This window comes from Pseudomonas sp. M5A4_2d, from assembly GCF_053345295.1.
In genome coordinates this window covers 27,991-53,487 of sequence record NZ_JBKEZW010000016.1, presented here as the reverse complement: position 1 = coordinate 53,487, position 25,497 = coordinate 27,991, and the positions used below count along the sequence as shown (strand labels likewise).

Genomic DNA, 25,497 nt, shown 5'->3' with positions numbered 1-25,497 from the left:
GGCCCCCGGCTGCGCCCGCGATTTTTTTCAGGGCGCCCAGCACACCCGATCCAAGCGGCAGCTGAAAACGGACTTTCTCCTCAACCGTGACTTATCAGGCAGGTTACCCCCATGCAGTTCAGCGAATTATTGGCAGCGATTTCCACCCATGCGATCCGTCTGCAACTGGAAGAGGGCGACCTGATCATCCTGGGCGACGACGAAGCGCTGGATGACGCGCTGTGGGACCAACTGATTGCCCACAAACCCCGCCTGCTTGAGTGGGTGGCCGAGCATGGCGGTGACTGGCTGAGCCCGGCCTACCGCATCACCCCGGACATGCTGCCCCTGGTCAGCCTCGACCAACCGGCCATCGACCGTATCGTCGCCGCCATCCCCGGCGGTGCGGCGAATGTGCAGGACATCTACCCCTTGGCGCCGCTCCAGGAGGGCATGCTTTACCACCATCTCTCGGCGGAGCAGGGCGATCCCTACGTGCTGCACGCGCAGTTTGTATTCGACAACCGCGCGCGTTTGGATGCGTTTGCGCAAGCGCTGCAATGGGTCATTGACCGCCACGATATCCTGCGCACGTCGATGGCCTGGGAGCGCCTCGACGAGCCGCTGCAAGTGGTGTGGCGCAAGGCAACCCTGGCCTGCGAAGAAGCGCACGTGAACGGCGGTGATGCTTTGGCGCAACTGCTGGCGCGCTACGATGCACGCACTTACCGCATGGACCTGGGCCAGGCGCCGTTGCTGCGCCTGGTGTTTGCCGACGACCCGGCCAACCAGCGTGTGGTGGCGATGCTGCTGTTTCACCACACCATCCTCGACCACACTGCGCTCGACGTGGTGCGCCATGAAATCCAGTTGTACCTGGCCGGTCAGCAAGCCCACGCCGCCGAGCCGGTGGCGTTTCGCAGCTATATCGCCCAAGTGCGCCACGGCGTCAGCGAGCAGGCGCATGAGGCGTTCTTCTGCGAGATGCTGGCGGATATCGATGCGCCGACCTTGCCGTTCGGGCTGCAGGATGTGCGGGGAGACGGGCAGGGTATTGATGAGGCGCGCCTTCTCGTCGACAGCGCCGTGAGCCGTCGCCTGCGCACCTTGGCGCGACCGCTTGGCGTGAGCGTGGCAAGCATGATGCACGTGGCCTTGGCGCGCGTATTGGGCGTGGTCTCGGGTCGCGAGTCGGTGGTGTTCGGCACGGTGATGCTCGGCCGCATGGGCGCGGGCGAGGGCGGTGAGCGGGCCTTGGGCATGTTCATCAACACCTTGCCACTGCGCGTGGATGTGGGCGCGCAGGCTGTGCGCGCCGAGGTCAAGGCCACCCACGCGCGCCTTACCGCCTTGCTCAATCACGAACATGCCTCCCTGGCACTGGCCCAGCGTTGCAGTGGTGTGGCGGCTCCGACGCCGCTGTTCAGCGCAATGCTCAACTACCGCCACAGCGCCGCCACCGACATGGCCGCGGTGATTGAGGTTGCCGAAGGCATTCAGGTGCTGGGCGCCGAAGAGCGCACCAACTACCCGCTAACGGTCAACGTGGATGACCTGGGTGAAGACGTTGCGTTGACGGTAATGGTGGATGCATCCATCGGCGCGCAACGCGTTGCCGGTTACCTGCATACCGCGCTGGAAAGCCTGGCCGATGCCCTGGAGCAGCGACCGGATCAACTGCTGAGCGGCCTGAATATCCTGCCCGATGCCGAGCGTCACCACCTGCTGCACAGCCTCAACCAAAGCCCCGCGCACTACACCGACACCGCGCTGATCCACCACCAGGTCGAAACCCACGCCGCCGCCCAGCCCGACGCCATTGCCTTGCGCTTCGAACACCTGCGCCTCACCTACCGCCAACTCAATGAACGCGCCAACCAGGTCGCCCACCGCCTGCTGGCCCAAGGCATTCGCCCGGATGGCCGTGTGGCGATCTGCGTGGAGCGCGGCCCGGAAATGATCATCGGCCTGCTGGGCATCCTCAAGGCGGGCGCCGGTTATGTCCCCATCGACCCGGCTTACCCGCTGGAGCGCATCGCCTACACCCTGGCTGACAGCGAACCCTTGGCGGTGCTGGTGCAAGCCACCACTCGCCATTTGGTCGGCGACCGGCTGTCGATTGACCTCGACAGCGTGCGCGGTGAGTCCATCGTCAACCCGCGGGTCAACCTCAGCCCGGCCAACCTGGCCTATGTGATCTACACCTCAGGTTCTACCGGTTTGCCCAAAGGCGTGATGATCGAGCACCGCCAGGTGGCGCGGTTGTTCACGGCCACCGAGCAGTGGTTCGGCTTCAACCCTAACGATGTGTGGGCGCTGTTCCATTCCTTCGCGTTCGACTTCTCCGTGTGGGAAATCTGGGGCGCGCTGATGCACGGTGGCCAGTTGCTGATCGTGCCGCAACTGGTCAGCCGCTCGCCGGATGAGTGCTACACGCTGCTCTGCGAAGCGGGCGTGAGCATCCTCAACCAGACGCCCAGTGCCTTCCGGCAACTGATCGCCGCGCAGGGCAACAGCCTTCAGTCGCATTCCTTTCGCCAGGTGATTTTCGGCGGCGAAGCGCTGGAACCCGGCATGCTCAAGCCGTGGTACAGCCGCTCGATCAACGCCGGAACGCAACTGGTCAACATGTACGGCATCACCGAAACCACCGTGCACGTCACATATCGCGCGCTGGAGGCGGCGGATGCGCAGTTGGTCGGCGTAAGCCCGATTGGCGTGCGTATTCCCGACCTGCAGCTCTACGTACTGGACGAGCATCGCGAGCCGCTGCCGTTTGGCGTGGTCGGCGAGTTGTACGTCGGCGGCGCTGGTGTGGCGCGCGGTTACCTCAACCGTGATGCGCTTAACGCCGAGCGCTTCCTGGCCGACCCGGCCACCGGCCTGCGCATGTACAAGACCGGCGACCTCGGCCGCCTGTTGGCCGATGGCAGTGTCGACTACCTGGGCCGTAACGATGACCAGGTAAAGATCCGCGGTTTCCGTATCGAGCTGGGTGAAATCGAAGCACGCCTGGCCACCGCCAACGGCGTGCGTGACGCCGTGGTGATCGCCCGTGAGGACGAGCCGGGTAACAAACGCCTGGTAGCCTATGTGATTGCCGAGCACGAAGTCAGCGCCGCCGAACTGCGCGACCACCTGCTGCTGAGCCTGGCCGAATACATGGTGCCCAGCGCCTTCGTGCTGCTGGATAAGTTCCCGCTGACCACCAACGGCAAGCTCGACCGCAAGGCCTTGCCCGCACCGGATGCCGATGCATTGGCGCGGCGTGACTATGCCGCCCCGCAAGGTGCGATTGAAACCGCCATCGCCGGTATCTGGCAGGAGCTGTTGAAGCTCGACAAGGTGGGCCGCGACGACAACTTCTTTGAACTCGGCGGCCACTCGCTGCTGGCGGTCAAGTTGATCGAGCGCATGCGCCAGATGGACTTGAGCGCTGATGTGCGCGTGCTGTTCGGTCAACCCACGCTGTCTGCACTGGCGGGCGCGGTGGGCGGGCAGCGGGACGTACAGGTGCCGGTCAACCTGATCGCGCCAACGAGCGCCCACATTACCCCTGACATGCTGCCGTTGGTGGCGCTGGACCAGGCCGCTATCGACCATATCCTGCGCACCGTGCCCGGTGGCATCGCCAACGTGCAGGACATCTACGGCCTGGCGCCGTTGCAGGCCGGTATTCTTTATCACCACCTGGCAACCACCGAGGGCGACCCCTACGTGTTGCAGGTGCAATTCAGCTTTGCCGACCAAACAGCGCTGGATGCGTTTGTCCGTGCGTTGCACAGCGTCATAGAACGCAACGACATCCTGCGCACCGGCATTCTCTGGGAAGGCCTGGATGAACCGGTACAAGTGGTCTTGCGCCAGGCGCCGCTGGCGGTTGAGCGCATCGACGTACAGGGTGTTGATGCCCTGGCGCAGCTGCAACAACGCTTCGACCCACGCCACTATCGCCTCGACCTGTCCCGCGCCTCGCTGATGCATTTTGGTTACGCCCAGCAGCAGGATGGCTTCGTCGGCATTCTGCTGCTGCACCATATCCTGATCGATCACACCGCCTTGCACGTGCTGGTGGAAGAAATGAGCGCAAGCCTGGCCGGTCGCAGCGCGCAACTGCCGGACGCGGTGCAGTACCGTAACTACGTGGCCCAGGCGCGACTGGGTACTACGCAGGCGCAGCATGAAGCCTTCTTCAGCGACATGCTCGGCGATATCGACGAGCCGACGCTGGCGTTCGGTTTGCAGGATGTCAATGGCGACGGCAGCGGTATCGTCGACGCTCACCTGCCGCTGGACCCGGCCCTCAGCCAAGGCCTGCGCGAACAGGCGCGGCAACTGGGCGTCAGTACCGCCAGCCTGGTGCACCTGGCCTGGGCCCAGGTGTTGGCGCAAGTTTCCGGCCAGCAAGACGTGGTGTTCGGCACCGTGCTGCTCGGCCGTATGCAAGGCGGCGAGGGCGCCGACCGTGCGCTGGGAATGTTCATCAACACCTTGCCGCTGCGGGTCAGCCTCGGCGCGACCAGTGTACAAGCCGGCGTACGCGCCACCCACGCACGCCTGGCGCAGTTGCTGGGGCATGAGCACGCCTCGCTGTCACTGGCCCAGCGTTGCAGTGGCGTGCCGGGTTCGTTGCCGTTGTTCAGCACGCTGCTCAACTACCGCCACAGCGCGGCCGGGGACGCGCCGGGAGAGAGCCCGTTCGCCACCTCCGGTATCGAAATTCTCAGTTCCGAAGAACGCAGCAATTACCCGCTGGTGCTGAACGTCGATGACCTCGGCACAGGGTTTGCGCTCACCGTACAAGGCGTGGCCACACTGGATGTGCAGCGCGTGGGCGACTATATGCTCACCGCGTTGGCCCACCTGGTGACCGCGCTGCAACAAGCGCCGACCACGGCATTGCAGGCGGTGTCGATTTTACCCGCAGCCGAACGCCACCAAGTGCTGGTGGGTTTCAATGCCACCGCCCGCGAATACCCGTCGCAGCTCACCGTGCACCAACTGTTCGAAGCCCAGGCGCTGGCCCGTCCCGAAGCCGTGGCGGCGGTGCATGGTGCATTGTCCTTGAGTTATCGCGACCTCAACCGCCGGGCCAATCGCCTGGCCCATCACCTGATCAACCAAGGCGTGCAACCGGGCGAAAGCGTCGCGATTGCGCTGCCACGCTCCCTGGATTTGCTGGTGTGCCAACTGGCGGTCCTCAAGTGCGCGGCGGTGTATGTGCCGCTGGATGTCAACGCCCCGGTCGAGCGCCAGGCCTTCATGGTGCAGGACAGCGGTGCGCGCCACGTGCTGAATGCCCTGGCCGACCTGAACCTGGATGCGCTGTCACCGCGCAATCCCGACCTGGTCCAGTCGTCGCACAGCGTGGCGTACATCATGTACACCTCCGGCTCCACCGGCGCACCGAAAGGCGTGCAAGTGCCACACTGCGCGGTCTCGCGCCTGGTGCTCAACAACGGCTACGCCGATTTCAACGAGCGCGACCGTGTGGCCTTCGCTTCCAACCCGGCCTTCGACGCCAGCACCCTCGACGTGTGGGCGCCGTTGCTCAATGGCGGTTGCGTGGTGGTGGTCGAGCATGCGGTGCTGTTGTCGCAAGCGGCGTTTGCCTCGCTGTTGCAAGAGCAAGCGGTCAGCGTGCTGTGGATGACCGCGGGCCTGTTCCATCAATACGCTGATGCGTTGTTGCCGGTGTTCCGTCAGTTGCGTTACCTGATTGTCGGCGGCGACGTGCTTGACCCGCTGGTGATCGGCCGTGTGCTCAAACACGGCAAACCCCAACACCTGTTGAACGGCTATGGGCCGACCGAAGCCACCACGTTCTCCACCACGTTTGAAATCAGCGCGGCGGGCGCGGGCGGCGTCCCGATTGGACGGCCGATTGCGAATGCTCAGGCCTACGTGCTGGATGCGCGCCAGCAACCGCTGCCGCTGGGCGTGGTCGGCGAGCTGTATATCGGCGGTGCGGGCGTGGCCAAGGGGTACTTGAACCAGCCGCAACTGACCGCCGAAAAATTTATTCCGAACCCCTTCGGTGAAGGCCAGCTTTACCGCACCGGCGACCTGGCCTGCTGGCAGGCCGACGGTAACTTGCTGTACCAGGGGCGCAATGACCTGCAAGTGAAGATCCGCGGTTTCCGTATCGAACCCGGTGAAATCGAGAGCTGCCTGGCCGCCATCCCTGGCGTCAAGGATGCGGTGGTAATGGCCCGCGAAGACGAGCCTGGCGATAAACGCCTGGTGGCCTACTACACCGCCCAGGCACCGTTGGAAATCGAAGCGCTGCGCGCCCACGTGCAAGGCCGGTTGCCGGACTACATGGTGCCGTCGGCCTATGTCTGGCTGGAACTGTTGCCGCTGACCGCCAACGGCAAACTCGACCGCAAGGGCCTGCCGGTGCCGGGTCAGAGTGCGTTGCTCAGCCGTGGCTATGAGGCGCCGGAAGGCGCGGTGGAAACCCTGCTGGCGCAGATCTGGCAGGACGTGCTCAAGCTGGAGCGCGTCGGGCGCCATGATCATTTCTTCGAATTGGGTGGGCATTCGTTGCTCGCAGTCAGCCTGATCGAACGCATGCGCCAGGTCGGCCTGAGTGCCGATGTGCGCGTGCTGTTCAGCCAACCCAGCCTCGCGGCCTTGGCGGCGGCGGTTGGCAGCGGGCGCGAGATCGTGGTGCCGGCCAATGGCATTCCATCGGGCTGCACGCGTATCACCCCGGTGATGTTGACGCTGCTGGACATTGACCAAAGCGCTATCGAGCGTATCGTCGCCACTGTTCCTGGCGGCGCGGCCAATGTGCAGGATATCTACCCGCTGGCGCCGTTGCAGGAAGGCATTCTGTATCACCACATCAGCGCCGAGCAGGGCGACCCGTACCTGCTGCAATCGCGCATGGCGTTTGACAGCCTTGAGCGCCTGCACGGCTTTATGGGCGCGCTGCAACAGGTCGTGGCGCGTCACGACATCCTGCGCACCGGCGTGGTCTGGGAAGGCCTGGACAGCCCGGTGCAAGTGGTCTGGCGCGAAGCACAGTTGACGGTTCAGGAAGTCGCCCTGGACCCGGCCGACGGCGGCATCATTGAACAACTGCATGCGCGCTTTGACGCCCGTCATTACCGTCTGGACATCACCCAGGCGCCGCTGCTGCGCATGGTCTACGCCCACGACCCGGCGAATAATCGGGTCGCCGCCATCCTGTTGTTCCACCACCTGGCGCTCGACCATACCGCCATGGAAGTGGTTGGCCAGGAGATGCGTGCGTTTCTGTTCAATCAGGCGGATGCCTTGCCGGTGGCGGCGCCGTTCCGCAATTACGTAGCCCAGGCGCGCCTGGGGGTCAGCGTGGCTGAGCATGAGCAGTTCTTCCGCGACATGCTCGCCGATGTCGATGAGCCGACCCTGCCGTTTGCCGTGCAGGATGTGCAGGGTGACGGCCGTGATATCGAAGAGGCCGAGCAGCCCCTGGACGCGGGGTTGGCGTTGCGGGTGCGTGAGCAGGCGCGTGTGTCGGGCGTCAGTGCGGCCAGCCTGATGCACCTTGCCTGGGCTCAAGTGTTGGGGTGGGTGTCGGGGCGCGACGACGTGGTGTTCGGCACCGTATTGATGGGCCGCCTGCAGGCCGGCGATGGCGCGGACCGCGCGTTGGGTATGTTTATCAACACCTTGCCGCTGCGTGTTGATGTGGCGGGCGGCGCCGCGAGTGCGCTCAAGGCAACCCATTCACGCTTGAGCGCTTTGCTGGGGCACGAACATGCGTCCCTGGCGCTGGCTCAGCGTTGCAGCGGCGTCCCGGCCGCGGTCCCGCTGTTCAGCGCCTTGCTCAACTACCGGCATAGCACCCCCGACGAAATGGCCCGCGACGGCCACGGTATTTGGGAAGGCGTGCAACTGCTGGGCGGCGAAGAGCGCAGCAACTACCCGCTGACCCTCAGCGTCGATGACCTCGGTGCAGGCTTTGGCTTGACCGTACTGGCGTTGCCGCAGATCGGCGCCCAGCGCCTGTGTGGTTACATGCATAGCGCCGTGGAGCAGTTGGTCGCGGCACTGGAGCTGGCACCGAACACCGCACTGAATCAGTTGCAGATGCTGCCGCCGGCAGAACGCGACACCCTGCTGCGTGAGTTCAACGCCACCGCCGCCGATTTCCCTAGCGGTCAGACCGTTCAGGGTGCCTTCGAAGCCCAGGTCGAACGCCAGCCCCACGCGATTGCCGTGCAGCAAGACGGCGAATCCCTGACCTATCAGCAGCTCAACCAACGCGCGAACCAGTTGGCCCACCACCTGCTGGCGCTGGGCGTACAGCCGGATGATCGGGTAGCGATCTGCTGCCGTCGTGGCCCGCAGATGTTGGTCGGGCTGCTGGGCATTCTTAAAGCCGGCGCCGGTTATGTGCCCATCGACCCGGCGTATCCCGCCGAGCGTATCGCTTACCTGTTGCAGGACAGTGCGCCGGTGGCGGTGCTGGCCGAAGCCAGCACCCGCGAGCTGTTAGGCGCAGTCGCCAGCCTGGACCTGTTTGACGACAGTCGGCAACACCTTGCCGTGAGCAATCCTCAGCTCGCCGGCCTGACTGCGGCCCATTTGGCCTACGTGATCTACACCTCGGGCTCCACCGGCCAACCCAAAGGCGTGATGGTCGAACACCGCACCGTGGAAAACCTGGTGCACTGGCACTGCGAAGCCTTCGGCCTGGATGCGCGCAGCCACACCAGCAGCGTCGCCGGTGCAGGGTTCGACGCCATGGCCTGGGAGGTCTGGCCCGCGCTGTGTTCAGGTGCAACGCTGCACTTGCCGCCGGCCAATGTCGGGAATGAAAACATCGACGAATTGCTCGCCTGGTGGCTGGCGCAGCCGCTGGACGTGAGCTTCCTGCCGACGCCGGTGGCCGAATACGCGTTCAGCCAGAACCTGCTACACCCGACCCTGCGCATCCTGCTGATCGGCGGCGACCGCCTGCGCCAGTTCACTCAAGAGCGGCGCTTTGCCGTGATCAACAACTACGGGCCGACCGAAGCCACGGTGGTCGCCACCTCTGGCCGTGTGCGCGCCGGGCAGGCGCTGCATATCGGCCGGCCGGTCGCCAATGCCAGCGCGTACTTGCTCGATGCACAACGGCGCCTGGTGCCGGTGGGCGTGGCCGGCGAACTGTATGTGGGCGGCAGCGGCGTGGCGCGGGGTTATTTGAACCGCCCGGACTTGACCGCCGAACGCTTCCTGCAAGACCCGTTCAACCCAGGGCGCATGTATCGCACCGGCGACCTGGCGCGCTGGTTGCCCGATGGCAATATCGAGTACCTGGGCCGTAATGATGACCAGGTCAAAGTGCGCGGCGTGCGTGTCGAACTGGGCGAAATCGAAAGCCGCCTGGCTGCACTGGACGGCATTGGCGAAGCCGTGGTGTTGGTGCGCGAGGGCCGTCTGATCGCCTGGTTCACCGAACAGTACCCGCTGGCGATTGACACCCTGCGCGCGCACCTGCGCGATCAGCTCCCCGACGCGCTGGTGCCGGCAGCCTACGTCAAGCTAGACGCGCTGCCCCTGACCGCCAACGGCAAACTGGACCGCAAGGCCCTGCCGCAACCCGATCAAGCGGCGTTGCTGAGCCGCGACTATGAGGCACCTCAAGGTGAGGTGGAAACCACCCTCGCGCGTATCTGGGCCGAGGTGTTGCAGGTCGAGCAAGTCGGCCGTCACGATCACTTCTTCGAACTGGGTGGCCATTCGCTGCTGGCCGTCAGCCTGATCGAGCGCATGCGCCAGGTCGGCCTCAGCGCTGATGTGCGCGTGCTGTTCAGCCAGCCAACGCTCGCTGCCCTGGCCGCCGCCGTGGGCAGTGGTCGCGAAGTGCAGGTACCGGCTAACCGCATCGCCGCCGACTGCCAACGCATCACCCCGGACATGCTCGCGCTGGTGACACTCGACCAATCGACGATTGATCAGGTGGTCGCCTGCGTCCCCGGTGGCGCCGCCAATGTGCAAGACATCTACCCGCTGGCGCCGTTGCAGGAAGGCATTCTTTATCACTACATCACCGCCGAGCAGGGTGACCCGTACCTGCTGCAATCGCACCTGGCTTTCGACAGTGTGGAGCGCCTGAATGCCTTTGCCCAGGCGCTGCAAAAGGTCATCGACCGCCATGACATCCTGCGCACCGGTGTGGTGTGGGAGGGCTTGGCGCAACCGCTGCAAGTGGTGTGGCGCGAGGCCGAGCTGAGTGTGCAGGCGCTGCACTTGCAAGGCGATGTACTGGCCGGTCTGCACGAGCGTTTCGATGCGCGGCGCTACCGCCTGGATATCAGCCAGGCGCCGCTGATCCGCCTGATGTATGCCGATGACCCGGCCAACGCGCGTGTCGTGGTGGTGCTGCTCTATCACCATATCGCCCTCGACCACACCGCATTCGACGTGGTGCTGCGCGAAATGCAGGGCTATCTGCTCGGTCACCCGGCCCCCACGGCGGCGCCGATGCCGTACCGCAACTATGTGGCCCAGGCGCGTTTGGGCGTCAGCGAACAGGAACACGAACGCTTCTTTCGCGAGATGCTCGGTGATGTGGACGAACCCACCTTGCCGTTCGGCTTGCAGGATGTGCGCGGCGACGGCAGCGAAATCGAAGAACACTGCCTGCGCCTGGACAGCGACCTCAACCGCCGCCTGCGCGCCCAGGCCCGTTTGCTCGGCGTGAGCACGGCGAGCCTGTTCCACCTGGCCTGGGGCCAAGTGCTGGCGGCCACGTCAGGGCGTCACAGCGTGGTGTTCGGCACGGTGCTGGTTGGCCGCATGCAAGGCGGCGAGGGCGCTGACCGGGCGCTGGGGGTCTTTATCAATACCTTGCCGCTGCGCCTGGAAATCGACGCGCAAGGTGCCCGCGTTGCGGTGCGTGCGACCCACGCCCGACTCACCGCGTTGCTGGGGCATGAGCACGCATCGCTGGCCCTGGCGCAGCGTTGCAGCGGAGTGGCGGCACCGGCGCCGCTGTTCAGCTCAATGCTCAACTACCGCCATCGCGGCGCCGCGACTCAATCGGCAGATGCGCAACAGGCCTGGGAAGGCATGCAAACCCTGGTCAACGACGGGCGCACCAACTACCCGCTGACCTTGAACGTGGATGACCTGGGCGATGGCTACGAGGTCACCGCCCTGGTGCAAATCGACGCGCAACGGGTGTGTGGCTATATGCAAATAGCCTTGGCCGGGCTGGTCGAAGCCCTGGAGCAGGCGCCGCATCAGCCGCTCAATCGCTTGCCGATTCTAGGCCATGACGAGCGGCAAAAACTGCTGGTCGAATTCAACTCAACGGAGGTGAACTACAACCTCGAGCAGACCCTGCACGGCCTGTTCGAAGCCCAGGTCGAGCGCACGCCGGACGCCATCGCGGTCAAAGCCGGTGACCTGCACCTGACCTATCAGGCGCTCAACGCACGCGCCAACCGTCTCGCCCATCACCTGCGCGAGCGGGGCGTGCAGCCGGATTCGCGTGTGGGTATCTGCGTCGAACGGAGCCTGGACATGGTCATCGGCCTGTTTGCCATCCTCAAGGCCGGTGGCGGTTATGTACCACTCGACCCGGCGTACCCAGCGGAGCGTATTGCCTACATGCTGCAAGACAGCGCGCCCGTGGTGGTGCTGGCGCAGGGCGCAACCGTTGAGTTGCTCGGCGACGTGCCGGTACTCGACCTGGACCAGGACACCTGGCAACACCAGCCCGCAGCCAACCCCCACGTGCCGGGCCTCACCGCCCAGCATCAGGCCTACGTGATCTATACCTCCGGTTCCACCGGCCAACCCAAAGGCGTGATCAACGAGCATGCTGGCGTGGTCAACCGCCTGCTGTGGATGCAGGACGCGTACGGCCTCAAAGCCCATGACGCAGTGCTGCAGAAAACCCCCTTCAGTTTCGACGTGTCGGTGTGGGAGTTCTTCTGGCCGCTGTTTACCGGCGCACGCCTGGTGATGGCGCGTCCGGGTGGCCACAAGGAACCGGCGTACCTGTGCGAAGTGATCGCAGCGGAGCACATCACCACGCTGCACTTTGTGCCGTCGATGCTCGATGTGTTCCTGGCCCACGGCGATGTGAGCCAGGCCGCCGGGCTGGTGCGCGTGATGTGCAGCGGTGAAGCCTTGCCGGGCAGCCTGGTGCGGCGCTTCAAGCAACAACTGCCGGGGATCGGCCTGTACAACCTGTATGGCCCGACCGAAGCGGCCGTTGATGTGACGGCCTGGAACTGTGCACGCCCCGACGTGCCGGACAACACGCCCATCGGCAAGCCGATTGCCAACACGCGCATGTACCTGCTGGATGCACAGTTGCAGCCGGTGCCGTTGGGGGTGGTCGGCGAGCTGTTTATCGGTGGCGTGCAAGTGGCGCGCGGCTACTTGAATCGGCCTGAGCTGACCGCCGAACGCTTCCTCAAAGACCCCTTCACGGGCGGCCGTATGTACCGCACCGGTGACGTCGGCCGCTACTTGCCCGACGGCAATATCGAGTACCTGGGCCGCAACGATGATCAGGTGAAGATCCGCGGTTTGCGCATCGAACTGGGCGAAATCCAGGCGCGACTGCTGGAGCATACGCAGGTCAAGGAAGCTGCGGTGGTGGCCCGCGAAGATCGCCTGGTGGCTTACTACACCGGTGTGCCGGCCGACATCGAACACCTGCGCGCCCACCTGTTGCTTCAGTTGCCGGACTTTATGGTGCCCGCGCTGTTCGTGCACCTTGACGCGTTGCCCCTGAGCCCCAACGGCAAGCTCGACCGCAAGGCCTTGCCCGCGCCTGGCATGGAGGCGCTGATCGTGCGTGAGTACGCGGCGCCGCAAGGTGACACCGAGATCCTCCTCGCGCAGCTGTGGGCGGAACTGCTCAAGGTGGAGCGGGTAGGGCGCCATGACAACTTCTTTGAACTGGGCGGGCATTCGCTGCTCGCCGTGAGCTTGATCGGACGCCTGCGCCAGGAAGGCATGGAAGCCGATGTGCGGGCGTTGTTTGAACAGCCGACCCTGGCCGGCTACGCCGCCATAACCGAACGAATGGAGATCGTCCTGTGAGTATTCTTGAGCTGTTGGCGACGCTGAAAACCAAGGACATCCAACTGGCGCTCAAGGGCGAGCAGTTGTCGGTACAAGGCAATAAACAAGCGCTGAGCGACCCGGCGATCCTTGCCGCGTTGCGTGAATACAAACCCGCGCTGATCGCGTTGATCCAGGCCGGGGAGTATTCGGCGAGTAAGGCCGGTGAAGTCGAAGTGCCGGCCAATGCTATCCCGGCGGGTGCCGAGCGCATCACACCCGCCATGCTGACCTTGTCGACGCTGAGCCAGGACGAGATCGACCGTATCGTCTCGACCGTCGATGGCGGCGTGGCGAATATCCAGGATATCTACCCGCTCGCGCCCTTGCAGGAAGGCATTCTGTTCCACCACGTCAGCGCCGAACAGGGCGACCCGTATGTGATGCAATCGCAGTTTGCGTTCGACAACCTGGCGCGCTTCGAGGCATTCGCCCAGGCCTTGCAAACCGTGATGGACCGCCACGACATCCTGCGTACCGGCGTGGTCTGGGACGGCTTGCAGGAACCCTCGCAAGTGGTATGGCGCCAGGCGCGCCTGCCGGTGCAGGCCCTTCAACTGAACCCTGCCGACGGCGACATCGCCGCGCAACTGCACGCGCTGTTCGACGCCCGCCACTATCGACTCGACGTCACGCAGGCGCCGCTGCTGCGCCTGGTTCGTGCCGAAGACCCGCTGAATCAGCGCATCGTTGCCACCTTGCTGTTCCACCATATGGCCCTCGACCACAGCGCCCTCGAAGTGGTGTGCCACGAACTGCAGGCGTGCTTGCTGGGGCAGGGCGCAGCGCTGGGCCAGGCCGTGCCGTTTCGCAACTATGTGGCCCAGGCGCGACTGGGCATCAGCGAGCAGGAACACGAAGGTTTCTTCCGCCAGATGCTCGGCGATATCAGCGAGCCGACCTTACCGTTTGGTTTGCAGGATGTGCAGGGCGATGCCCGGGGCATTGCTGAAGTCAGCCTGCCATTGGCGCCGGTGTTGGGGCAGCGCTTGCGCGCGCAAGCCCGGCAACTCGGCGTGAGTGCCGCCAGCCTGTTCCACCTGGGCTGGGCTCAGGTGTTGGGGGTACTGGCCGGCAAAGAACAGGTGGTATTCGGCACCGTCCTGATGGGCCGCATGCAAGGCAGCCATGACACTGATCGGGCGCTGGGGATTTTCATCAACACGCTGCCGTTTCGCGTGGACGTGGATGGCCAGGACGTGCGCACCGGGGTCAAGGCCACCCACGCACGGCTGACCACCTTGCTGCGCCATGAGCACGCCGCTTTGGCGCTGGCCCAGCGTTGCAGCGGGGTGGTGGCGCCGACGCCGCTGTTCAGCGCCCTGCTCAATTACCGTCACAGTGCGCCGGCGGCCGGTAACGCGGCGGTATCGGCCTGGCAAGGGATCGTCGCGCTCAGCGCCGAAGAACGCACCAACTACCCGCTGACGTTGAGTGTGGATGACCTCGGCGACGGCTTCGGCTTGAGCCTGCTCGCCAGCACCTTGGTCGACCCGCAGCGCGTCTGCGCCTACCTGCAAACCGCCCTGGAAAACCTGGTGACCGCGCTGGAGCAAGCGCCGCATACGGCGCTTAACCTCGTGTCGGTGGTGCCTGCCGCCGAGCAACAACAACTGCTGGAGCAGTTCAACGCCACTCAGGCCCACTTCCCGCAGGGCACCACATTGCACGGGCGTATCGAAGCCCAGGCCGCCCGCACGCCCGAGGCCATCGCAGCGGTGCACCAGGGCCGCCAACTGACTTACGCCGAGCTGAATCAGCAAGCCAACCTGCTGGCCCATCACCTGCTGGCGCTGGGCGTCAAACCGGACGATCGCGTGGCCATCGTCGCCCGACGTGGCCTGGACACCCTGGCCGGGTTGCTGGCGATCCTCAAGGCCGGAGCCTGCTATGTGCCGGTCGACCCGTCCCACCCGGCCGAGCGTTTGAACTACCTGTTGACCGACAGCGCCCCGGTGGCGGTGCTGACCCAGCACGCACTGCTGGAACGCCTGCCCGCCCTTGAAGTGCCGGTGATCAACCTGGACCGCTTCACCTGGCAGCACCATTCGGCCGGCAACCCCAAGGCCGCCGCGACCCCGTCGAACCTCGCCTATGTGATCTACACCTCCGGCTCCACCGGCCTGCCCAAAGGCGTGATGGTCGAACACCACACGGTGGCCAATCTGGTGGACTGGCACTGCCGTGCCTTTGACCTGTGTGCCGGGCGCCACACTGCCAGCGTCGCCGGTTTCGGCTTTGATGCGATGGCCTGGGAAGTGTGGCCGGCACTGTGTGTCGGCGCGACCTTGCACCTGCCGCCCGCCAATGACGGGGCGCAAGACATCGACGCCTTGCTGGCCTGGTGGTGCGCGCAGCCGCTGGACGTGTGCTTCCTGCCCACGCCGGTGGCCGAGTACGCGTTCAGCCAACAGATCGAACACCCCACGCTGCGCACCTTGCTGATTGGCGGCGATCGCCTGCGTCAGTTCGCACGTGCCCAGCGTTTCGAGTTGATCAACAACTACGGCCCAACCGAGGCCACGGTGGTTGCCACTTCCGGCAAGGTCGAGGTTGGCCAGCCGTTGCATATCGGCAAACCCGTCGCGAATGCCACGGTGTACCTGCTGGACGAACAACAACGGCCAGTGCCGTTGGGGGTGGCCGGTGAGCTGTATGTAGGCGGCAAGGGCGTGGCGCGCGGTTATTTGAATCGCCCGGAACTGACGGCCGAACGTTTCCTGCAAGACCCGTTCAATGCGGGCCGCATGTACCGTACCGGCGACCTGGCGCGCTGGTTGCCGGACGGCACTATTGAGTACCTGGGGCGCAATGATGATCAGGTGAAAATCCGTGGCGTGCGCATCGAGCTGGGCGAGATCGAAACCCAGCTCAACCAGTTGCCCGGGATTCAGGAGGCCGTGGTGCTGGTCCGTGAGGATCGACTGGTGGCCTACTTCACTGAAAATGCTCAGCTCGACCCGCTGGCCATCGATGATATCCGCGCCCATCTGGTGGCGCACCTGCCGGACTACATGGTGCCGGTTGCCTATGTGAAGCTTGACGCGCTGCCCCTGACCGCCAACGGCAAACTCGACCGCAAAGCCCTGCCGGCGCCCGATAGGGCGGCCGTGTTTACCCGCGAATACGAGTCGCCCGAGGGCGAGATCGAAAGCGTGCTCGCCCAGATCTGGGCCGATGTGCTGCACGTAGCGCGTGTCGGGCGCCGCGATCACTTCTTTGAACTGGGCGGGCACTCGCTGCTGGCGATGCGCATGGTGTCGCAAGTGCGCCAGCGCCTGGGAGTTGAACTGAACCTCGGCGACTTGTTTGCCAATGCAGAACTGGCGGCGGTCGCCGAGGTGCTGGCCCGCTCGGGTCGCAGCACGTTGCCGGACATCCTCCCGGCCAACCGTGATGAAGCTGTGCCGCTGTCCTTCGCCCAGCAGCGCCTGTGGTTTCTGGCGCTGATGGAAGGCGCCAACACGGCCTACAACATCCCGATCGGCTTGCGTTTGCGTGGGCAGTTGCATGTCGAGGCCTTGCAACGGGCGCTGGCGCGTATCGTCGCGCGCCACGAAACCCTGCGCAGTCGTTTTGCCCAGCACGGCGACGACGCCCATGTGCTGATCGTGCCCGCCGAAGACGTGCTGCCCTTGCAAGTGCAGGACCTGCGCCGTCACCCGCAACCCCAACAGGCGCTGGATGCGTTGATCCATGGCGAGGCCTCGGCGCCGTTTGACCTGGAGCGCGGCCCGTTGCTGCGCGGGCGACTGGTGGTGATGGCGGACGAGCACCATGTGCTGTTGCTGACCTTGCACCATATCGTCTCCGATGGCTGGTCGATGGGCGTGCTGACCCGCGAACTGATGGCGCTGTATCAAGCCTTCAGCCACGGCCGGCCCGACCCGTTGCCGCCGTTGCCGATTCAGTACGGCGACTTTGCCGTGTGGCAGCGCTTGTGGCTCAGTGGTGAAGTGCTGCAGCGCCAAAGCAGTTATTGGCAGCAAGCCCTGGCCGGTGCGCCGGCCTTGCTCACACTGCCCACCGACCGCCCGCGCCCGGCGCAGCAGGACTATGCCGGCAGCAGCGTCGACGTGCGCCTGGATGAACGCCTCACCGCCGGGCTAAAGGCCTTGAGCCAACGCCACGGCACCACGCTGTACATGACCTTGATGACCGCCTGGGCCTCGCTGTTGGCGCGGCTGTCCGGGCAACACGATCTGGTGATCGGCTCGCCGGTGGCCAACCGCAACCGCAGCGAAATCGAAGGGTTGATCGGCCTGTTCGTCAACACCCTGGCGGTGCGCATCGACACGTCGGGCGAGTTGAGCACCGAGGCGTTGCTGGCGCGGGTCAAGGCGCTCACGCTGCAAGCCCAGGCCCATCAGGACTTGCCGTTCGAACAGGTGGTGGAAATCACCCGGCCGGTGCGCAGCCTGGCCCATAGCCCGGTGTTCCAGACGCTGCTGACCTGGCAGGACAGCAGCGCGCCGATCCTCGCGCTGGGTGATCTGGCCCTGGAAGGTATCGTCGAGAACAGCCACTTTGCCAAGTTCGACCTGTCGCTGAACCTCGGCGAAGTGCAGGGCAGCATTCTCGGCGCACTGGAATATGCGGTGGCACTGTTTGATGAATCGACCGTGCAGCGTTATGTCGGCTACTTCACCCGCGTGCTGCAGGCCATGGTCGATAACGACCAGGCGGTGCTGGAGCATGTGCCGCTGGTGGGTGAACGTGAGCGGCAGCATTTACTGTTCGATTTCAACGCCACCGCCGTCAGTTACAACCTTGAGCAGACCTTGCACGGGATGTTCGAAGCGCAGGTGGCGCGCACGCCGGACGCGATGGCGATCAAGGCGGGCCAGCAGCACCTGACCTATGCCGAGCTGAACGCGCAGGCCAATCAGTTGGCCCATCACCTGCGGGCGCTGGGCGTGCAGCCGGATTCGCGCGTGGCGATCTGCGTCGAGCGGGGCCTGGAGATGGTCATCGGCTTGTATGCGATTCTCAAGGCTGGCGCGGCGTATGTGCCGCTGGACCCGGCCTATCCACACGAACGCATTACCTACATGTTGCAGGACAGCGCACCGGCAGTGGTCCTGGCCCAAGGCGCTACGCGTGGGTTGCTGGGCGAGGTGGCGGTGGTCGACCTGGACCAGCCGACCTGGCAGCATCAACCGGTCGACAACCTCGGTGTCCAGGGCGTGAGCGCCTATGTGATTTACACCTCCGGCTCCACTGGCCAGCCCAAAGGCGTGATCAACGACCATGCCGGTGTGGTCAACCGCCTGCTGTGGATGCAGGACGCCTATGGGCTCACGGCGCAGGACACGGTGCTGCAGAAAACCCCCTTCAGTTTTGACGTGTCGGTGTGGGAGTTCTTCTGGCCGCTGTTTACCGGCGCACGGTTGGTGATGGCGCGCCCGGGCGGGCATAAAGACCCGGTTTACCTGTGCGAAGTGATTGCGGCCGAACACATCACCACCTTGCATTTCGTCCCCTCAATGCTCGATGTGTTCCTCGCCCACGGCGATGTGACTCAGGCCGCCGGGCTGGTACGCGTGATGTGCAGCGGTGAAGCCTTGCCGGGCAGCCTGGTGCGACGGTTTAAACAACAGCTTCCAGGCAGCGCGCTGCATAACCTGTATGGCCCGACCGAAGCCGCTGTGGATGTGACGGCGTGGAACTGCGCAGGCGCGGTGACGCCGGACAATACGCCCATCGGCAAACCCATCGCCAATACACGCATGTATGTGCTCGATAGCCAGTTGCAGCCGGTGCCGTTGGGCGTGGTGGGCGAGTTGTTCATTGGTGGCGTGCAAGTGGCGCGGGGGTATCTGAACCGGCCGGAGTTGACCGCCGAGCGTTTCCTCGACGACCCGTTTACCCACGGCCGGATGTACCGCACCGGTGACGTCGGCCGCTACCTGGCCGACGGCACTCTCGAGTACCTGGGGCGCAATGACGACCAGGTGAAGATCCGTGGTTTGCGTATTGAGCTGGGCGAAATCCAGGCGCGGCTGCTGGAGCATCCTCAGGTCAACGAAGCCGCCGTGGTGGCCCTCGAAGAGCGGCTGGTCGCCTATTACACCGGCACTCACAGCGACATCGACGATTTGCGCAGCCATCTGCTGCAGCACCTGCCTGAGTTCATGGTGCCGGCGATTTTCGTGCACATGGAGGGGCTGCCGTTGAGCCCCAATGGCAAGCTCGACCGCAAGGCCCTGCCGGCGCCGGGCCTGGATTCGGTGGTGGTGCGCGAGTACGAAGCGCCGCAAGGCGATACGGAAATCAGCCTGGCCAGCCTGTGGGCCGAGTTGCTCAATGTGGAACGCGTGGGCCGTCACGACAATTTCTTTGAACTGGGCGGGCACTCATTGCTGGCGGTCAGCCTGATGGGCAGGATGCGCCGCCTCGGGTTGTCGGCGGATGTGAAAGTGCTGTTTGGTCAGCCGACACTGGCCGCCTTGGCTGCGGCGCTGGGTGGCGGTCGCGAAGTCGCGGTACCGGCCAATCGCATTGCCTCTGATTGCGCCCATATCACGCCGGACATGCTCGCGCTGATCGCGTTGGACCAGGCCGCCATCGAGCGCATTGTCGCCTGCATCCCCGGCGGTGCGGCGAATGTGCAGGACATCTACCCGCTGGCACCGTTGCAGGCGGGCATTCTTTATCACCATCGCGCCGTGCTCGACGGTGATGCTTATCTGCTGCAGGCGCAGTTTGCCTTTGACAGTCCGCTGCGCCTGCAAGCCTTTGCCCGGGCGTTGCAGGCGGTGATTCAGCGACATGACATCCTGCGTTCGTCCTTCCATTGGGACGGTCTGGAAGAGCCGGTGCAGGTGGTTTGGCGTGAGGCCTCGTTAAGCGTCGAAACAGGCCCGTTGCCGCAGCGCCTGGACCTGGCCCAAGCCCCCTTGATGCGCCTGGTGTATACACAGGAGCCGCAACGAGTGGTCGCCACGTTGCTTTTCCATCACTTGGTGATGGACCACATTGCGCTGGAAATCCTGCAGCATGAAATGCAGGCGTTTCTGTTGGGGCAAGAGAAAGAACTGGGCGCGGCGGTGCCGTATCGCAACTATGTGGCCCAGACTCGCTTGGGGCTTGATGATCACGAGGCCTTCTTTCGCGAGATGCTGGGTGAGATCGACGAGCCAACCGAGGTCGCAAACCTGGGCGCCGATGAAAAGGTTCAGCGGGCAATTGAGCCTCAATTGAGCCAGCGCCTGCGTGCCCAGGCGCGCCAATCGGGTGTCAGCGCCGCCAGCCTGATGCATATGGCCTGGGCCCATGTACTGGGCAAAGTCAGCGGTCGCGAACAGGTAGTGTTTGGCACGGTGATGCTCGGTCGCCTGCAAGGGGGCGAAGGCGCCGAACGGGCCATGGGCGTGTTTATCAACACCTTGCCGTTGCGGGTCGACCTGGGCCAACACTCAGTGCGTACGGCGCTGCGTGCAACCCATGCACGGCTGACCCAACTGCTCAGCCATGAACATGCGCCGCTGGCGCTGGCCCAACGTTGCAGTAAGGTGCCGGTGGCGACGCCGTTGTTCAGCGTGCTGTTCAACTACCGTCACAGCGCGCCGCAAGCCGGTGGCGTGGCGGCGGCATGGCAGGGCATTCAGCTGCTCAAGGCCGAGGAACATACCAGTTACGGGCTGTCGGTGAGCGTGGATGACCTGGGCGATGGCTTCCGCTTTGAAGCCATGGGGCCGGGCGCCCGACGTTTGTGTGACTACCTGCACACTGCACTTGAACAGGTGGTGGAGGCGCTGGAGCACAATCGCGAAATCGCCATCGGCTGCCTGCCGATCCTGCCGATCGCTGAGCGCCAACAGCTGGCGGACTTCAACGCTACCGCCCGGGCGTTTCCCCGCGAACACACGGTGCAGCGCCTGTTCGAAGCCCAGGCCCAGGCACGACCGGATGCCTTGGCGGCGTTGCACGGCGAGCAAGTGCTCGGTTACGGCGAACTGAACACTCGCGCCAATCGCCTGGCTCATCACTTATTGAGCCTGGGCGTGCGTCCTGCCGATAACGTGGCGATCTTGCTACCGCGCTCGTTGGACCTGCTGGTCAGCCAACTGGCGATCCTCAAATGCGCCGCTGCCTATGTGCCGCTGGACATCAACGCGCCCGCCGAACGCCAGGGCTTTATGGTGCATGACAGCGGCGCGACCTGGGTCATTACCCGCAGCGATGCCGCCATCGAGTACCCGGCCCGGCGCCTCGACCTGGACACCCTGGCGCTTGACCCTCAACCGAGCCATAACCCGGACCTGTCGCAGTCCTCGGACAGCGTGGCGTACATCATGTACACCTCCGGTTCCACCGGCACGCCGAAGGGGGTGTTGGTGCCCCATCGCGGTATCACGCGCCTGGTGCTTAACAACGGCTACGCCGACTTCAATGCCGCCGACCGCGTGGCGTTTGCCTCCAACCCGGCGTTCGACGCCAGCACCATGGACGTGTGGGGCCCGCTGCTGAACGGCGGCCAGGTGCAGGTGATCGACCACGCGACGTTGCTCGAGCCGGCGGCTTTCGGTCGGGCGTTGAGCGGGGCGACGGTGCTCTTCGTCACCACGGCGCTGTTCAACCAGTACGTGCAGATGATTCCCGATGCGCTGGCCGGCTTGCGCGTGCTGTTGTGCGGTGGCGAACGTGCCGACCCGGCGGCGTTCCGCACCCTGCTGACCCGCGCGCCCGCCTTGCGCCTGGTGCATTGCTATGGGCCGACGGAGACCACCACCTACGCCAGCACTTATGAAGTGCGCGCTATCGCGTATGACGCTGAAAGCGTGCCGGTGGGGCGGCCGATTTCCAACACGCAAATCCATGTGCTGGATGCGCAATTGCAGGCGGTGCCGCTGGGTGTGACCGGTGAGATTTGCATCGGTGGTGACGGTGTGGCCAAGGGGTATTTGAACCGGCCGGAGCTGACGGCGGAAAAGTTTGTCGATGACCCGTTCAACGCGGGCGCCTTGATGTACCGCACCGGCGACCTTGGCCGCTGGACGGCGGATGGCCTGCTGGAATGTATCGGGCGCAATGACGACCAAGTGAAAATCCGCGGCTTTCGCATCGAACTGGGTGAAATCGAAGCACGCCTGGCGAGCTTTGCGAGCATCCAGGACGTGGTGGTGCTGGCGCGTGAGGACGTGCCGGGTGACAAGCGCCTGGTGGCGTATTTCACCTGGGCGGCCGCGCCTGTTGGCATCGACAACGTGCGTGCGCACCTGCACGGCCAGTTGCCGGACTACATGCTGCCGTCGGCCTATGTGCCGCTGGCGCATTTGCCGCTGACGGCCAATGGCAAGGTCGATCGCAAAGCCTTGCCTTTGCCGGCCTTGGACGCCTTTACCCACCGCGATTTTGAAGCGCCTGCCGACGGGTTGGAAGACACCCTCGCACAGCTGTGGGCCGGTGTCTTGAAGCTGGAACAGGTCGGGCGACACGACAGTTTCTTTGAACTGGGCGGGCATTCATTGCTGGCGATTCGACTGGTCAACCTGATGGATGAAGCGGGCCTGCAGGTGTCTTTGGCCGAGTTGTTCCAGCACGCCAGCGTCGCCAGCGTGGCCGCAATGCTGCGCCAGCGCACGGATGAACCGGTGGTGCGTGACAGTGCATTGATAACGGTGCGCAGCAGCGGCTCGCAGCCGCCGCTGTTCCTGATCCACGAATTCAGCGGCATGGACGTGTACTTCCCGGCACTGGGCCAACACTTGCCCGGTGATTATCCGATCTATGGCCTGGCGGGCCTGGCACTCGGTGAGGCGCACCTGAACACCATGGAAGGCCTGGCGGCCCGCCTGGTCGGCCTGATACGCAGCGTTCAGCCCCATGGGCCTTACCGTGTGGCGGGCTGGTCGTTCGGCGGCGTGCTGGCGTATGAAGTGGCGATGCAATTGCTGGGGCTGGATGAAGCGGTTGAGTTCCTCGGTTTGATCGACAGTTACGTGCCGCGCATGACCGACCAGGGCAAGGCGCGCTGGAGCGGGCCGGATGCCCTGAAGCGGCATTTGTTGTTGCAGTGCACAGCGTATTGGAAAGCACAGGGAGGTGTGGATGAGCTGGCGAGCCTTGAACAGTTGGAGGCGGGCATTGGACAGCTGGACTTTGCGGCTCTGCTGCAACGCTGTCGCGATGAAGGTTTGCTATACGCGCAAATGGCAGCGGCTACGGACGCGGACCTCTTGAGCTTTATCGAGCGGGAAGTGGGGCATGGGCATGCGCTGGCGCATTACAGCGTGTTTGCGTTGCCGGTGCCGGTGCAGCTCTTCAGCGCCATGGAGCGGCCCACCGAGTTGTCGCGGCGCAGTGTTTCGCTGGGTTGGGAGGATGCGTTGGCACCTGGGCAATTGCGCCGGATAGACGTGCCAGGGGACCACCAGAGCATGATGCAGGCGCCGCACATTCAGGCGTTGGGCCGTGCGATGAGCGAGGCGCTGGCGACAGGTTCGGCGGTGAAGGAAGGGGTGCATCAGCCGCTGTTGCGCATTCAGAGTGGGCGGGCGGGGTATGCGCCAGTGTTCTGTGTACCTGGGGCGGGGGACAGCGTCACCGGGTTTGTCGGATTGAGTGAAGCGCTGGGGCGCGACTGGCCGCTGTTCGGGTTGCAGCCACGAGGCTTGGATGGCGAGGCGGTGCCCCATAGCCAGGTGGAAGCGGCAGCCCAGTGTTATCTGACGGCGCTGGAGCAGGAGTGCCCGCGCGGGCCGGTGCATCTGGTCGGGCATTCGTTCGGCGGCTGGGTCGCGCTGGAGATGGCCGTGCGGTTGCAGGCGATGGGCCGAGAGGTGGCGTCGTTGACGGTGATCGACAGTGAGTCGCCGGGGGGCAATGGCGTGGTAGGGCGGCCGTATACGTCGACGGCGGCGTTGTTGCGGTTGATTGAAGCCATGCAGTTGTCCGCCGGAAAGTCCCTGGACATCGACCCTGTGGCGTTTGCCGGGCGCGATGAAGTGGCGCAGCGCCAGTGGCTTCACGCCGGTATGGTCGCGGTTGGTTTGTTGCCGGCGCGTGCCAGTGTGGACGCGATGGCGGGGCCCGCACGCACGTATGCCGCAGCCTTGCGCACGGTGTATCGACCGACTCAGCGCTACCACGGGGTTGTGCGATTGGTATTGGCGCAGGACCCGGCGCTGGATGCGGCGGGCAATCAACGGGAGCAGGGGTTAATGATCGACGGTTGGCGGCGTCAGGGCAGTGGCCTGGAGGTTTGGTATGGCGGCGGGAATCACTTCACGTTGCTCAAGGCCCCGAATGTTCACGGGCTTGCGCAGTGGTGGCTGGAAGGTGTGGTGATTGGGGAGGTGGTTTCGTGAAATTTCGTAAAACAGGCGTGTTCCTGGCAGTCGCCATCGCGGCCGGTCTGGTCGTCTACACGGTGCAAGCACCCGCCGATGCCCCGCAATACCTGACCGCTACGGCCGAACGGGGTGACATCGAAAACGCTGTATTGGCCACGGGGGTGCTGGAAGGCGTCAAGCAAGTGGATGTCGGCTCCCAGGTTTCCGGCCAATTGAAATCCCTCAAAGTCAAAGTCGGCGACAAGGTGAAAAAGGGCCAATGGCTTGCCGAAATCGACCCATTGATCCTGCAGAATACCCTGCGCAAAGCCCAGGTTGACGAGGAAAACCTGCAGGCCCAGCGCCGTGCCACGGCCGCTCAACTCAAACAGGCCAAGTCGGTTTACGAGCGCTATAAAGGCTTGCAGGTTGACGAGTCGGTCTCGCGCCAGGATTTCGAAGACGCCGAATCGACGTTCCAGGTGCAGCAGGCCAACCTGTTGTCCCTGGATGCGCAGATAAAAAGCGCGCATATCCAGATCGACACCGCCAAGGTCAACCTGGACTACACCCGTATCGTCGCGCCCATCGACGGCGATGTGGTGGGCATCGTCACCCAGGAAGGCCAGACTGTGATCGCCAGCCAGCTGGCACCGGTGCTGCTCAAGCTGGCGGACCTGGACACCATGACCGTCAAGGCTCAAGTGTCCGAAGCGGATGTAATCCATATCAGCCCCGGCCAGCAGGTGTATTTCACCATCCTGGGTGAGGCCGACAAGCGCTACTACGCCAAGTTGCGCGGCACTGAGCCGGCGCCGCAGAACTTCCTCGAAACCCAGACGGCCGGTACACCCAAGCAAAACACCGCGGTGTTCTACAACGCGCTGTTCGACGTGCCCAACCCCGAACACCGCCTGCGCATCGCGATGACTGCGCAGGTACGCATCGTGCTCGACACCGCCCAGGCCGCATTGATGGTGCCGGTGGCGGCGCTCGGTGCGCGCAACGCCGATGGCAGTTACCCGCTGCGCGTGCTGGATGCCAAGGGCAAGGCGGTGTCGCGCAACGTGAAGACCGGGATCAATAACAACGTCAAAGTGCAGATTCTGGAGGGCCTGGCCGAGGGCGACAAGGTCGTGATCGGCGACGCAACGCCCGCTGTGGCGGGGAGCTGACG

At 64.5% G+C, this 25,497-nt stretch carries 3 protein-coding genes; all 3 read left to right on the top strand.

Going from position 1 to position 25,497, the window contains the following annotated elements; genetic code table 11:
• Positions 1 to 111 precede the first annotated feature (111 nt).
• From ACLBW8_RS27180 to macA, 3 genes are read left to right on the top strand one after another with little or no spacing between them, the layout of a single operon-like run.
• Positions 112 to 13,023: an amino acid adenylation domain-containing protein gene (locus tag ACLBW8_RS27180; protein ID WP_447806769.1), complete on the top strand. Its 12,912-nt coding sequence runs from the start codon at positions 112 to 114 to the stop codon at positions 13,021 to 13,023.
• The gene (locus ACLBW8_RS27175) at positions 13,020 to 24,356 is read left to right on the top strand and encodes an amino acid adenylation domain-containing protein (RefSeq protein WP_447806768.1); all 11,337 of its coding nucleotides are present in this window, start codon (positions 13,020 to 13,022) and stop codon (positions 24,354 to 24,356) included. Before ACLBW8_RS27180 ends, ACLBW8_RS27175 begins: the two co-directional genes overlap by 4 nt.
• Positions 24,353 to 25,495 carry a macrolide transporter subunit MacA gene (gene macA / locus ACLBW8_RS27170; protein ID WP_447806767.1) on the top strand — a complete coding sequence of 381 codons (1,143 nt, stop codon included), beginning with the start codon at positions 24,353 to 24,355 and terminating at the stop codon, positions 25,493 to 25,495. Before ACLBW8_RS27175 ends, macA begins: the two co-directional genes overlap by 4 nt.
• Positions 25,496 to 25,497 lie beyond the last annotated feature (2 nt).